The organism is Methanosarcina baikalica (genome assembly GCF_031461075.1).
Taxonomy (GTDB): Archaea; Halobacteriota; Methanosarcinia; order Methanosarcinales; family Methanosarcinaceae; genus Methanosarcina; species Methanosarcina baikalica.
Window position 1 is genome coordinate 23,493 of record NZ_JAVKPK010000001.1, and the last position, 14,475, is coordinate 37,967.

Below are 14,475 nucleotides of genomic sequence, written 5' to 3' on the forward strand. Positions count from 1 at the left end.
AACTTATTAAGGGATAATGGGCCTTTAAATTGAGTTTTAAGCGATAATAGGCGCCCCATATCCGTTCAAAGAGAAGCGATTACTTTTAAGAATTAAAGAAAAATATAATATATAATAGCATCTAAAAACGTTATTAAAGCTCCAATTCGGGAAAATTCAACAAAAGAAAGGGTTTCCCCCTCTTTTTCCGCATTCTGGATAATTATAACATTGCTTGCAGCCCCCAGGATTAACAAGTTGCCTGCAATTGTACTTCCCGCAGCAAGCGCCATCAGCTGCCCCTGAGAAACTCCACTGCCCAGAGCAGGCAGGTAGAGCGCAACAAAAGGAACATTTGAAATAAGCTGACTGAGTCCGATGCTGAGAGCGAGGATAGTTGGTACAGAGCCTAACTGCGGAGATATCTTGCCAAGCAGTCCCTGACATGTCCCGGAGATCCACACGCTTTCCATCAGCACAAACATCGAAACGAAAAAAACCAGAGTTGCCCAGTCAATATTTTTCAGAATCTCAATGCGTTTTCTACTGAGCAAAACAGGCGATGCGGAGAAAAGAGCAAGCCAACTCAGGCTGAAGTCCCAGGAAGGCAAAAATTCTACAAGAAAGATTTTACAGGCTATAAGAATTAGCATAAGGGTGATAGCTATTTTTGCAACCCTGGCCAATTCAGGATCGTTAACGATTTCTTGAGAGTGAATCAGAGCTGATTTTCCGAATTCCTGCCGGAAAAAGAGTCTCAGAACGATATAAGCAATTATGAGGCATATAAGGGTTGGCAGAGCGAGTGAACACAAAAACGTTACAAAAGGAGCATCCAGGTTTCCATCGACTGCTATGAGAAGGTTCTGAGGATTTCCTATAGGGCTCATAACACTTCCTGTAGTTACTCCGAAAGCCAGCGCAAAGAGCATGAGCTTAGGAGAGATATCGTACTTTCTGGAAAAACTCAGGACTAAGGGAGTGCCCATAATTGCCAGGGTATCGTTCATAAGAATTGCGGAAAGAATTCCCGTAGAAAAGAGTACAAGCAAAACAAGTTGATCTGTATTCCTCGCCCTGGAAACTATCCGGCTTCCTAGCCAGGCAAGATACCCACTCCTGTTAAGCGCCTCTCCCACACAAAAGGCCCCGAAAAGGAAGATGAGTACGTCAGTATTAATTGCCCCCAAAGCTTCTTCAGGCGAAATCTCGCCGAGCAATAGCACCGATATAGCTCCGAATGTCATGACCTGCCAGATCTGCAGTCTCAAAGACCCAACCTGCCTGAGAGCGGTCAGTACAAAGACGCTCAGAAGGATAAGCACTGGAAGGTCGGGTAAAGGTACAAGAAAAGACATAAAAGATGTTATAGACTCTGTTGCCATAGAACTCATAAGCCCGGTAAGAGAAATTTAGAATGTGATACCTGCACAAGTATAAATTTCCTGCGCTTCAAGAGAGATTTTCCAGAGAAAAGAGGCTCTGAAGAATATGGAAAGTACGAAACCCTTAAAATGAACTGAGTGATATTTTAAAGTATGAAAATCTGGTTTCCTTTTTCTGCAACTGTCCTCCAGGAAGGAAATTTCTATGTTTCAATCTGCCCTGAAACTGATATAATTTGCAAAGGAAAAACTGTTGAAGAAGCAATTGAAAACCTGAAAAAAGAGGTCGAAAAATTCCTGGGAGAAGAGCTGTCCAATGGGTTTTCAAAAATTGTGTATTACTAGATGCCACAAATGCAGCGGCATGAGAAACAAAAAAATTGATTAAAAGCCTCAAATCATTTTTTATTGCATCCCGGAGAAGTTCCATTTTTTTCAAATGGCTTATTCAGAGGGATTATTCGACTCCGCATTTTTTCCTGAAGCTTGGTTGCCAAAGGCAAAATTCAGCATTAAGATTGAGTTTTAATTTCAGGTCATAGAAAGCCTGGGCTGTGCAATTTTGAGAAGTACGTATCTCTACCCTGAGCTGGACATATCAAATTAAGAAAACGATTTAAAAGGCAGTCTCGAACCTGAAAAAAGTATTTGAACTTAACAGTGAAAAAGGAGATATTACCCTGCCGGTTAAACGTCCATTTTTAATTTCCGGAAATACGCAGAAGAAATACATAAAAGCGCGGTAAGAAGCCTGAATAAAAAGTAAAATACAGGAAACGCACATCAAAAGAAGAGTAAGAAAAGTTCGGAAGCTTTATATTCCATATACCGTAGCCTCCGACACAGTCGGTCTGAAAATACGCTCTCCCAAGCATATTGATTCAGAACAGGATTAATGGCTTCCGAACAATTCTTAAGTTACTATTCACACCATTACTCTCTCGTTCTGTTCACTCCAAGTTTCAATATTGAATTATCCCTGGAATTATTTTAAATTAATTATACAAAAAATTGCCTATAAACAAAAAAATAGTTCCATGAAAAATATTTCAAAGCCAGAAAAGTATCGTAAGCAGAAATATATACCGATATGCAGTCTGACAGAAAATTAACACAAAATGATCCCTTACTGGCACAATAATTAAGTACATGAATTAATCTATAAGTAAAAGCTTTAATATGCAGTCCTGTAGGGTAGTGGTCAATCCTTCGGGCCTTTGGAGCCCGGGACAGCGGTTCGAATCCGCTCAGGACTATTAAAATATTTTTAGTATATATAAGTAAATACTATTTTAAAACTCTGTTAAATAGTAGAGGTGCTCGAAAGGCTTCTGGTCTGGAAATTGTTCAGCCAGTTTGAGAGAACGCCCTCTATCCCCCAATTTGGTTGGAGTAGAACCTTTCAATCAGTAAGGTTGTGGAAATATCTGGAACCATTTGGATTCGGTTAAGGTTTAAAACATCAAAAAGTGTTATTTTTTATGCCATATATTACAGGAAACTCCAGGAACCGATCAAAAAGCAATCATGAAGAAAAGCTTTCTAAATTGGAAAAGCAATTAGAAGAGGCGCAAAGGCAGATAAAAAGTCCGGAAAAAGTTTAAGGACAGGGCTCAGTAACGGCCTATAGATCTGTTTTATGAAAAGAATAAAGTAGGAAAGTAGGATAAAAATACCCCTCCTCCCAATCGTCAACATCTCCCTGGTTACTGAACTAGTAGTTCAATCACCAGCGGCCCCAATCGTCCCAGTCACAACCGCGCCGCCAGTCACATCCGCGACCGAAGAAGCCACCACGTCTAAATCCATGTCCTCCACCATATCCTCCACCATGCCCACCGTATCCAAATTCATGTCCTCCACCATGTCCACCGTATCCAAATTCATGTCCTCCGCCATGTCCACCATATCCTCTACCAGGGGCAGCGCTTGCTGATGCACCTGCAAGAGATACTACAAAAAATACAACTGCTAAAATAGCCAGTGTCTTTTTCATTCTAAGTGTTTGTTCCCCCATATTTGTCTACACTCCTAACTTTTGTTCAAATTGATACAATTCAAAGGTATTGTTTTATAATCGCTTTTCGCAGGCAGATGCATTGAGTAAATATTATTTCACCAATTTGTCATAAGAGTTTATTTCTTGAAGAGAATGCTATTGGCATATTCTATCTTCACTTTATGTCCAACGTATTATGTGCCTATGAAAGCGATTTCAAATTGTATCACTACGAGGTCATCATTCATAGAATATAATATCAATAGAATTATAAATAAGAAACCAATAATTATCAAAATCCGAAATAATCTTGTCAGGTCCCCGCAGATACATCTTCAGTAATGATATTTATTACAATTCATTCTCACTTTCTACAGAACTCCACAAAAATAACACTTGCTTATCCAAAATAGTAATAGGCTCAAAGTTAATATCGGTTTGAATATTATAAAACTGGATAAATAGGTAAATAAATATTATGAATGTGTAGTTTCTAAGGAGCCTGGACTTTTTTTCTGAAGGTCTTTTTTCTCAATTCCATAGGACTTACGCAGTTGGACTGAAAAAGCAGCAGCATAAGACTTCACGGGATCCAAATCACAATATGACAGATCTGCTCGTGTTCTATTGTCCCTCGGGTGCGTAAGCCCTACCAGGTATCTCAATCTTCAGCATCCCAATTAGTGCTGAACGAATCTTCAATCACTAATCAATAGTAGTCCTAACTGTTCCAGCCGTGGCCGAGGAAGAAACTGCTCAGGAATATAACCTAATTTTTACATAGCTTCAAGTTAAAGTCCTGTTGGGTAAAAGGGGAAACTTATTTTTGCGATTCAGCCAGATCTTTTCGCATTTTTCTTTTAAGCATCTGTTCAAAGATCCAGCCAATAGCATTGTAAACAGGATTAACCGGTAAGTCCGCGTAATATTTTGCTCCCGGACTGAGCCAGCCTTTTTCTTTCCAGTACGTGTAATCAGCTGGGGAGCTCTCACCAATTTCGCCAAAACTTGCCTTCTGGGCATGAAAAATTGATACATCTCGAAGCCCTGGAGAGCGGCTTTTTTTCTGAAGAGCATTGTAAAATGCAAACGCAGCTTTCTCAAGTTTCTGGCTATTTTTCTGTGCTTTCCTGTTGGAAATTTGCATCGGAGGAGTTACGATACCAACACGATAAGATACTTCAAAACCCCATATACCAACTACTAGTTTTAAATAATCGAGAACTTCCTTAAGACCCAGCGCGCCTGTGGTAGAGAGAAGAAGGGCTTTTTTATCGAAAAAACGGGGGCGATGAAAGATATAAGAGAAACGGTCTATGAATGTTTTCATGAGTGCAGGCACATTCATACCATAAACAGGTGTAGCAAAGATTACCCCATCGGCAGAATGCATTTTCTGCTCGATAACGGAGGCATCATCTTTATGCGGGCAATGATTCTCTCCTTTCATAAAACAGACAAAGCAACCAGAGCACTGCGATAAATCCGCATCTTTGAGCATAAGATATTCGAATTCAACATTGCCCTTAGACTGCATGAACTTTTCAATTTTCTTCGCCGCTCGATATGTATTACCTTTTCGCGGACTTCCTATGATAACCAGAATTTTCATGACCTTGGACATATTCCTTCCGTTTTTTTACCAATAGTGCAAGTATAACCTGTAAACTTCACTATTGTTCAAATTTATCCTAAAATTATTACTTTGTTAGTATTGCCGTAAGGTTTTCTTATCAGAAGTGATTTGTTTTCCAGTTTCTGTAACAACCTGCTTACCTTTACTTTTGAGAGACCTGACTCAAGTACAAGTTCGCTTTGAAGTATCTCTTTTTTTTCGTAAACGATTAAATATACTTTCTTTTCATCTCCCTCAAGTAGGTCAGACGCGATTTTCCTTTTGTGTTCAGATTTATTAAATGAGAATTGTTCAGCTTCATAAAATGGAGGTCTATCAGCTTTATATGGCAATGATACTGCTTTTTCAAAGTCAAGTTCAAGTTCAAGTTCTCTGGGAGTTTCGATTTCTTCTTGAACAGTATCGTTACCGCCCACTTTACTTGTGCAATCTTCTTCATGATAAAGTGAAAGCTGGTTTTCAATTGCTGCTTCTACAATTGTCGGAGTTGTTATGTTTTGGATCATTCCTATGCTTGTAGTGAGCATGGTTAGACTATAAGTTCCTATAGAAGCCAGAACGATCATGATAATTACCTTGTTCATCGTGAACATTGTAGGGACAGCGACGGCAAAAGGCTGCCCGTTGATCAAAGAGACAGAAAGACTTGTTATCCCTTGAGAAAAGAGAAGCAAAGAGAGGGAAAACAATGATGCTGCAAGAATTATTGCATATGCCAGTTCTTTCTTATTCACTGTAATTCCTCGATGGACCAATAGTCATAACTCCGCTGTGCTTGAGAGACGAATTATCTTTATCGACTAAAACTACAGAGATTGCGGAAGTATTTCCTTCTACATTAAAACCGTATTCGCTATTATTTTCGTGTTTACTGTTATTCAACAATTCTCTGTAATATGAAACCGTTTCATTGTCACCATTTAGTATCTTTTCCAGCTCATCATAAGAGATAGTTACCGAATTATATGGTGTTGAAGAGTATACAAGGTAGGGACCATCCGTAACAAGCGAGGTTTCTAGCTCATAGAATGGATATGCTGCATTCCAATCAAAATCGATACTATTTTTATTTATAGACTCATTAAAAGAATCTACTGTTTTGGAACCTATCAATGTTACCTGCTCATCATCAAATAAAACACTATCAGGATATTTACGATTAACCTCTGACAATATATTTTTCACTTCATTAGTGATAAGATGCTGCGGGATAACAACTCCAGTAGAATTTGCTTCTACAGTAACAAAGGTAGTTTTTTCCTCTGGAACGTTCTTACTGCCCGCATAACCAAGTGCAATAGCAATTATACATATTACCAGCAAAAAGACTACTGCACCATTTTTATACGCTTTCATAACGAAATCATCTCTCAGGTCAATTTAGCATTATAATATTTAATAAGTGTTTAGAATTTATATTTTTTATATTATCAAAGAAGTCTGAATTTGCAGAACAAAACACGATATAGTTATCAAATAAAAAATATATGCACATGTGTGCATATATTTAGTAGGCAATCATTTTTTTCCTTAGACATATATCATCAATTTGCGAAATTCTAATGATTCCAGAACCTTCAATACCATTCATCTTTGTTTTAACTCATCTTATATCCTGTCTCATAAAAACTACATATGTTGCTACAAGAGAAACTATTGCCCACACAAACATTGTGATAATGTTGCTTATCTTTCCCGATAGAATTTCGAACATGTCGATTTCACTCTGTGGGGAATCGGATCCCGTCATGCTATTTACAAAATCATTTCCTAAAATAGCACTGGCAATCTGCTCATAATTTTGAGTAGGTGATATAAAAGACTCTATCGTATTTTGAATCTTCCATTTTTTTTGATATTTCTCAAATGTGCTTTCTCCACCATCTTCACTTAAATTTATCTCACTATTATCACTAACTGCGATACTAACGGAATCAGTGGAAGATATTTTCCCACCATAAAACGCCGTATCGTCTGTTGGAACCATTGCATCTGCAACTATACCTGAAAAGGAAGTTATTATCATTGTACTTAATATCCAAAACATGAATGAGTTAAGTATGGAACTCGTCCCGCTTTTAGATACTGTTGAAAAAAAGATACTTATCCCTAAAAAAGTAATGAGATACAGTGTTGATATTACCATAAACAGTGCTATAGCAATAAGGTCAGATCCTGTTAAGTTCACCCCCATAACTAGCGCGCAAGCGATTGAAAGTATGGATGTGATAGCAAGTGTTAATATTAGCACTCCAATCTTCCCAAGGAATTTACCGTTGACGACATCTTCCCGGTACAGAGGATAAGACAGGATTAATTTCAAGTTACCTCTTTCTTTCTCTCCTGAAACTGCATTATATCCGAGAATTATTGCTAGTATTGCCCCTATTACTCCTATATTTGTCACCATTTCCTGAAATACTACAGCTGTTAGTTTTGGTTCGGGAAAGTCAGTGAAAACGCTATTTTTATCTGGATTCTGATTTTCAACCTGAGATTTCTGATATTGGTCAAGTTGCTTGTTATAATTGTTGATCCCCATAACAGAAGATACTAACATTAACACTAAAAATATTCCAAATATAGTCAGGAATGTTTTACTCTTTATACTATCAAAAAACTCCTTTTTTGCAATTACTGCGACTTTATTGTTGTTCATTTAAGCCACCTGGTAATATTTTTCAAAAATATCGTACAAATCTTCTTTCTCGTACTCAAGAGTTAGAACAGGCACGTGATTTTCATTCAGTATAGAGACAAGAGATTCCCTAATGTCTGTTTCAGATGTGATTTTGAATACATCATCTTGTTGAAAAAATGAGATATCTTTTATTGACTTGAGAATTGATGCTGTCTTTTCAACGTCTTTTGTCTCGAGGAGTATACAATTACTCTTTTCTTGTTTGCAAAGATTCTCAAGTGTGTTATATGCCACTAATTTCCCTTGCTTCATAATGGCAATTTTCGAGCAGATATCTTTGATCTCTGACAAAACATGAGAAGAGATTACTATCGCAATCCCTTTCTCATTTAGTTTTTTAAGAAGCAAGTTCATTTCTATTCGAGCTTTTGGGTCCAGTCCTGATGTGGGTTCGTCTAGAAAGATTACTTTTGGGTCTTTAACAAGGGCCTGTGCAAAGCCGATTCTTTGTGTCATTCCTTTAGAAAACTCACCGACTTTCTTATCTGCCCATTTGCTCATACCGACAATTTCAAGAAGCTCCGGCACTTTGGATTTATCGGCGTCTGCAAGCTCAGAAAAATATTCGAGGTTCTGTTTTGCGGTTAAATTTTCATAGTAAAGGGTGTTATCCGGAAGAAAACTTATGGTCTTTTTTAAAGCCATCATATTTTTTTCGATATCTTTACCACAAACTTTTATATTTCCTGATGTCTGCATGGTCAATCCTGCAAGCATTACAAAAAGCGTTGTTTTACCTGCCCCATTATGCCCCAGAAGCCCGATCAAGTCACCTTCATATATATCAAGCGATACGTCGTCCACTGCTGTTAAATCACCATATTTCTTGGTGAGATTATGGATTTCAAGAATTTTCTCCATGTTTATCTTCTCCCATATTTTTTATACACGAAAAACAAACCGGTGACTACTAAAACGATAATTGTTATTCCAATCCAGGCTGAATTTGATTGTGATTTTACATTAACTCGTAATTTCGTTTCTTCAGTCTCTACATTATCAGCTACTCCTTTTATACTCACAAAATAGTCCCCGCTTTCAGTTTTAGAGGGTATACGGATTGTTAGGTCTACAGTCTTGTATTCTTTTGGCTTTATAAGATCAATTTTTTTCTTAGAAACATAGATCTCCCAACTATCCATTGATGATTTTATATCAAGTCCAATATCCTTCAGCTCTACATCACCAGAATTAAAGACCCTTATAGGTACGACAATTTCAGATCCACTCTTGCCTGAAACATAGACTTTTGATAATTGGATGGCAAGTTTTTCAATAGATTTGCTGGAATTTCCTTCCACAATAAAAGGGAAAATTAGAACAGCTGATGACCTACCAGAAGCATTTATAGTAAGATTATGTTCTCCTAGAGTACAATCGTTATCGATTTTTAGTTCAACATTAACATCTTTTGTTTCGTTTGGATTCAACTTTATTTTATTAATTCGATAATCTTCGTAAGTAAACTTATGAGTATAAAATTCAGACTTACTTGCTTCCAGGCGAACTAATTCGTTTATACAACCGCTGTTATTAATTTTTAAAGGAATATTAACAGTTTCACCCTGAGAAATCAGCAGAAATTCAGGAGCAGTTGTTGACATGTTGATTTTAGAAAAAACATCCGTTTTTGACCAAATTTTTAATTTAAGTTTACCAGTCCCATTATCATCGACATTGATGGCAATCGATGAATTTAAGAAAATAATTTTGTTTTTGAGCTCCCCAATTTCTTTAGACCCGCTAAAGGATTTTAGTTGGTAGAGCTTTTCAGAACCCTCAATATCGTCTTTTTTATTAAACGTAACCAACTGAATAAAATCTGTTCCGTTTTTTTGGAAATCACGACGATAGCTTATGATATAATTCCCTAGTTCTATGTTTTCATCTGTAGATAAATTAATACATTCTTCAAGCCACCCCCTATCATTAAAGTTGTCTATCTGAGATTCACTCTTATTTACAATTTCAGTAGATTCAGCAGTAGCTGAACAAGTCAATCTACTAAACAGGAATATAAATAAAAATACAGATAACAATGCAGCTTTTTTATTTTGTACATTTAAGAATTTGCTTTTCATGTTATAATGTCCAATTATTCATTTTTAGAAGTCCGATAATACCTGGGTTGAAACGGTATTTTGAATTAACCTGAAACCAGTTGCGGAAACATGAAACACATTGATACAGTATTTAACTGTACATTATCAGGAACAAAAACCAGAGAGTAGAAAAAGAGGAGTAAAGCTCAATATACCAGTAAACACAAGAGATAGAAAGAAAAAGAAGAGAAGAAGACCAATAAATAGATAAAGAAATATCATATCCTGGAGTTATAATGTTAGCAGCAATAATCAGGTTAAATAAAATTTTAAGATGAGCTCAACCATTAAAAGGTAATAAAAAATAGGGAAAAAATAAGGCTGGATAAAGGGTTTAGTTCTTACTTTTTCTTGCTAAAATACTTCAATCTTTTAGTTGTAATAATATCAGAATCTTTCATGGGGGCGAGAGGATTTTGTCTTTTATATCTGAAGATGCAGGACCTGAGGAACTTGAGTCAATAGCAGTGGCAGTACATTCTCTTGTAGGGCTTCCGACTACCATTCGCAGCCTTGAGAAAAAGGGGCTTCGCCTGGAAAAAGGAAAAATCCTTGATAGAGACTATACCGGACCTGTACTCGAAGAGGTGCTCAGAACCGGCAAGACTGTACGTGGAGTTCCAAAAGAAGGCACATACCTGGGCAGGAACGTGGCTGTTTCTCCAATCTTCTCGGAGGAAGGAAAGGTTATTGCGGCGCTCGGAATCGTGGATTTGCTATCTGTCCTTGAGATGCAGGAAATAATCAGGACTGTGGTAAACAACAGTCCGGCAGTGGTTTTTCTGTGGAGAAATGAAGAAAAATGGCCGTCAGAATTTGTTTCTGAAAATGTGATCCAGTTAGGGTACACAGTGGAGGACTTTATTTCAGGGAGGGTTCTGTATGGGGAAATCATCCATCCAGATGATCTGAAGAGAATTGAGGATTCACTCGAACAGCGCATCCGGAGAGGCGAAGTTGACTTCGATATAGAGTACAGAATCTTTACAAAAGCCGGCGATCTGCGCTGGGTGAATGAAAGGGCCTTTATTCAGCGGAGTCCTGAAGGGGAAGTTACCCACTTACAGGGGCTCGTACTGGACGTAACCGAGCAGAAGGAGAATGAGGAGGCCCTAAGAAAGTCTTTTGAAACGCAGAAGTTGCTGAGAACCATAATAAACAACAGCCAGGCAGTGGCTTTTTTGTGGGAGAATAAAGAAAATCTGCCTGCGGAATATGTTTCAGAAAACGTAACTCAGTTCGGGTATACGGTAGAAGATTTTACCTCAGGGAAAGTCCCTTTCGAGAACATCATTCATAGAGATGACATCGATACAGTTGTTGAAACCCTTAAACGCAACATCGCAGAAAAGAATGATTCTTTTGATATGGAATACAGAATTCTCACAGGGGACGGAAAAATGCTCTGGGTAGATGAGAAAACTTTTATCCAGAAGGATATTGAAGGCAAAGCAACCCATATTCAAGGTCTTGTAGTTGATATTACTGAGAGAAAAGAAGCCCAGAAAATGCTTGAAATCCAGCGGGAACTCGGAATGGACCTGAGCACTACATGGAACCTCCAGACCATTCTCAACCGGGTTCTCGATGTCTGCCTGCAGATAAATGGGGTCGATGCCGGGGGTATATATCTCAAGGACGAACTCCTGGACCAGATTAATCTGGTCGCATATAGAGGATTTTCTCCCGAGTTTAAAGAAAAGATTTCCAGATATAAGGCTAATTCCGAGGAGGCAAAGCAAATCTGGTTCGAAAAGCCCATATACTCACTGGATTTCTACTCCGAAAAAATGGATGACGCTGTAAGGAAAGAGGGAATCAAAGCTGCTGCAATAATCCCTCTGAAATATAGAGGAGAGATTGTAGGCAGCCTGAACTTTGCCTCCCATACTCTGGATAAGATTCCCTGGAGTATTCGAAATTTCCTTGAGAGCACTGCTCTCCAGGTGGTAAACCATATTGCACCAATTTGCATCCAGGCGGAACTTTCGTAAGCTTCAAGCTTTCGGCAAATTTCGGCAAACCCTTTATAAAAAAGCTCGTTAAGGGGCCCATAAAGCCATGTCTGAAATTGATGTTGTTCGCTACTGGGGCAGTTTTGTACGTCTGCCCGGGTATGTCCCTCATTACAAATGACTTTATGGACCAATAAGAAAGATGTAAGTAATATTATAAATTGACGATAATAAAAGGATCGATTCTTTAATTAGTACTGATATTTAGGGATCATGCAGCCTCCTGTGCCTTACAATACCTGATCCAATTTACTAATCAGAAATACTATTCTCAACGGCTCCGAGATCTTGAGTTTTTGTATAAAAAATCAGGTTCCATACCAATGAAAGAATATGGAATTTATAGGAAGAAGCGTAAACCCCTAAGTCTTTATCTCAGGGGTAGTTCACGCCGCTTACCTGCCCCCTGCTTTAATACTCTTCAAGATTTCCTTTAATCCGGGTCTTTTCCCGTACATCAGCAGGTAAGCCCTGAAAAGCCGGCTGGAAAACAAGATCACTCCATGAACCGAAATAAACAGGATGGAGATGCTGGCAAGAACCTGATAAACAGGCACGTCTGTTGCTCCAATCCTGGCAAGCATGGCTACGGGAGAAGTGAGAGGGAAAAGGGAAAGAAAAATTGAAAGCGAGCTGTCGGGGTTTGTCAGGAGCAGTTGCATGAATAAAAGGGGAGATATGGCTGCAAATGTGAAAATTCCTGCAACCTGCTGGCTCTCCTGAAGAGAGCTGGTTACTGCCCCTATTCCTGCCATCATGCTGGAAAAGAAGAGGAAGCCGAGCAGGAAATAAATCAGAGCAAGGAAAAGGAGCATGGGCTCAATTCTTATTGGAAGAACGTACCTGCCCCCGAGAGTAATTACCGTGAGCCAGACAACAATCTGCAGAAGGCCGACTGCGCCAAGGCCCAGGATCTTGCCTGTAAGGAGTTCGGAAGGAGTTGTGGAAGAAAGTAAAATTTCTATTATCCTGTTCTCTTTCTCTTCGGCAACACCGCGAAGGAGATAATTCGAAGCCGAGAAAATACTGAAGAAAAGGAGAAAACCTGTGAGAATGGGAAGGCCAAAGTTGGTAAGAATTTCGGCAATGCCCTGCTCAGAGGGTTCTCCGTGCTCCCCTACATTATAGAGTTTTAAATCAACCGGATCTTTGACCCTATTGAGAACTGACTCATCCACTCTGTTTTTAAGGAGGGAAGTGATGACAATATCCGAGAGTTCGGCAGACAGTTCAACTCCTGGTACAGCTACTTCTTTTTCAAAGGTATAGAGTTCTATTGTTCCGGCTTCAAGAAAGTCTTCAGGAATTACGAGATAAGAAGAAATCTGTCCTGCCTGTAAGGCCTGCCTTGCTTCAGAGGCTTCTCCGTACATTATAAAACATATGGTTGAAGTTTTCGCCCCAAAAGGGCCTGCGGAAAAGCCTTCATCTGTTATTGGCCCTGGAAAGTTGAAGGAGCCAGTCATATCAACATAGCCTATTTTCTGGTCTTCGGCAGGAATCATGCCTGCAAGCATTGTCGGAAAAATAGTCATCGCCGTAAAGAAAAGAGGAAAAATAAAGGTCATAAGAAGGAATTCTTTACGCTTTATGGTTTTCAGGAACTCATGCCTGGCAATAATAAAAGTTTTTCCGGAAAAACTACTCATTTACGGCACTCTCCACAGTTTCAATAAAAATTTCGTTCAGGGAAGGAAGAGACTGCTCAAAACACAGGATTTCTGCCCTATGGATAAGTTCCTTAAGAAGAATCTGGGTGTTTACGCCTTCTTCAGGAAAGATTTCAACAGATTTTTCATATTCTGTTATTTTTCTTATGCCGGAAATCTCCCTAATTGCATTCAAACCTTCTTTTTCTACGAATTCCACAATGAGAGAGTTTTTTCCATGCTCCCTCCGGATCTCATCCACAGTGCCGTAAAGCACTCTTTTGCCTTTATTGAGCATAAGAATTCTATTACAAAGTGTCTGGGCATGTTCCATCATATGCGTGGAGAGGACTACTGTCTTTCCTGAGTTTCTGAGTTCCAGAATTCTAGCCTTAACGGCTTTTGTACTTAGAGGATCAAGGCCGGAAAAGGGTTCGTCAAGAATCACAAGTTCGGGATTATGGATAATCGCAGAAAGGAACTGAATCTGCTGCTGCATTCCTTTGGAGAGTTCTTCCACTTTTTTATTTCTATGTTCATATAACTCTAGAGATTTGAGAAGGGATTCGGCGTTTAATTGAGCCTGTTTTTTAGGCATTCCTTTAAGCTGTGCCAGATAGACCAGCATCTCCAGAAGCTTCATTTTCCTGTATAATCCCCTTTCCTCAGGGAGATATCCTATCCGGTCTTTTGCAGCTGAGCTAAGAAAATCTCCAAAAACACGTATTTCTCCGACATCCGGCCTGATAATATCAAGAAGAAGCCTGATAAGCGTAGTCTTTCCTGCCCCGTTTGGCCCGAGGAGCCCGAAGATCTCTCCAGACCTTACTGAAAAAGAAATATCTTCGATAATATCCTTTTCTGCGAAAGACTTTGATACGCTTTCAAATTCTACAGTATGCATCCAGATTAAATACATTCTAATATAGAATAAGTTTATTCTAAATTTGATAGGCAAAAGCTAATTTAAGATTTCATTGAAAGTAAGAAACTATTCAGCATTAAATGG

Annotated in this window: 12 protein-coding genes and 1 tRNA gene; 3 read left to right on the forward strand and 10 right to left on the reverse strand. The window is 38.7% G+C overall.

What is annotated here, in order from left to right; translation table 11 throughout:
• Positions 1-92: 92 nt before the first annotated feature.
• The gene (locus RG963_RS00115) at positions 93-1,364 is read right to left on the reverse strand and encodes an anion transporter (protein WP_310574238.1); all 1,272 of its coding nucleotides are present in this window, start codon (positions 1,362-1,364) and stop codon (positions 93-95) included.
• 153 nt (positions 1,365-1,517) lie between these two features.
• Here RG963_RS00115 and RG963_RS00120 point away from each other — a divergent pair, with 153 nt between their 5' ends.
• Positions 1,518-1,709: a hypothetical protein gene (locus RG963_RS00120; RefSeq protein ID WP_310574239.1), complete on the forward strand. Its 192-nt coding sequence runs from the start codon at positions 1,518-1,520 to the stop codon at positions 1,707-1,709.
• Between the two features lie 838 nt (positions 1,710-2,547).
• Positions 2,548-2,620, forward strand: a tRNA-Gln gene (locus RG963_RS00125).
• Between the two features lie 470 nt (positions 2,621-3,090).
• Here RG963_RS00125 and RG963_RS00130 read toward each other — a convergent pair.
• The 7 genes from RG963_RS00130 to RG963_RS00160 form a co-directional block, all read right to left on the reverse strand.
• Entirely contained in the window at positions 3,091-3,381 is a 291-nt protein-coding gene (locus RG963_RS00130; protein ID WP_310574240.1) for a hypothetical protein, read from the reverse strand.
• Positions 3,382-4,183: 802 nt separating this feature from the next.
• Positions 4,184-4,987 (reverse strand): flavodoxin family protein, encoded by an 804-nt coding sequence (locus RG963_RS00135; protein WP_310574241.1) that lies wholly within the window; start codon positions 4,985-4,987, stop codon positions 4,184-4,186.
• A 62-nt stretch (positions 4,988-5,049) separates the two neighbouring features.
• Positions 5,050-5,733, reverse strand: coding sequence for a helix-turn-helix transcriptional regulator (locus tag RG963_RS00140; RefSeq protein ID WP_310574242.1), 684 nt, complete (start codon positions 5,731-5,733; stop codon positions 5,050-5,052).
• Positions 5,726-6,355, reverse strand: a complete 630-nt coding sequence (locus RG963_RS00145; RefSeq protein ID WP_310574243.1) for a hypothetical protein — start codon at positions 6,353-6,355, stop codon at positions 5,726-5,728. The genes RG963_RS00140 and RG963_RS00145 overlap by 8 nt, the downstream gene beginning before the upstream one ends.
• A gap of 247 nt (positions 6,356-6,602) precedes the next feature.
• Positions 6,603-7,658 carry an ABC transporter permease gene (locus tag RG963_RS00150; RefSeq protein ID WP_310574244.1) on the reverse strand — a complete coding sequence of 352 codons (1,056 nt, stop codon included), beginning with the start codon at positions 7,656-7,658 and terminating at the stop codon, positions 6,603-6,605.
• The gene (locus tag RG963_RS00155; RefSeq protein ID WP_310574245.1) at positions 7,659-8,561 is read right to left on the reverse strand and encodes an ABC transporter ATP-binding protein; all 903 of its coding nucleotides are present in this window, start codon (positions 8,559-8,561) and stop codon (positions 7,659-7,661) included.
• Between the two features lie 2 nt (positions 8,562-8,563).
• Positions 8,564-9,781: a COG1470 family protein gene (locus RG963_RS00160; RefSeq protein WP_310574246.1), complete on the reverse strand. Its 1,218-nt coding sequence runs from the start codon at positions 9,779-9,781 to the stop codon at positions 8,564-8,566.
• 437 nt (positions 9,782-10,218) lie between these two features.
• Here RG963_RS00160 and RG963_RS00165 point away from each other — a divergent pair, with 437 nt between their 5' ends.
• Entirely contained in the window at positions 10,219-11,796 is a 1,578-nt protein-coding gene (locus RG963_RS00165) for a PAS domain-containing protein (protein WP_310574247.1), read from the forward strand.
• Between the two features lie 416 nt (positions 11,797-12,212).
• On the opposite strand, the gene RG963_RS00170 is transcribed toward RG963_RS00165, so the two are convergent.
• The gene (locus RG963_RS00170; RefSeq protein WP_310574248.1) at positions 12,213-13,466 is read right to left on the reverse strand and encodes an ABC transporter permease; all 1,254 of its coding nucleotides are present in this window, start codon (positions 13,464-13,466) and stop codon (positions 12,213-12,215) included.
• Positions 13,459-14,370, reverse strand: coding sequence for an ABC transporter ATP-binding protein (locus RG963_RS00175; protein ID WP_310574249.1), 912 nt, complete (start codon positions 14,368-14,370; stop codon positions 13,459-13,461). The genes RG963_RS00170 and RG963_RS00175 overlap by 8 nt, the downstream gene beginning before the upstream one ends.
• Positions 14,371-14,475: the final 105 nt, after the last annotated feature.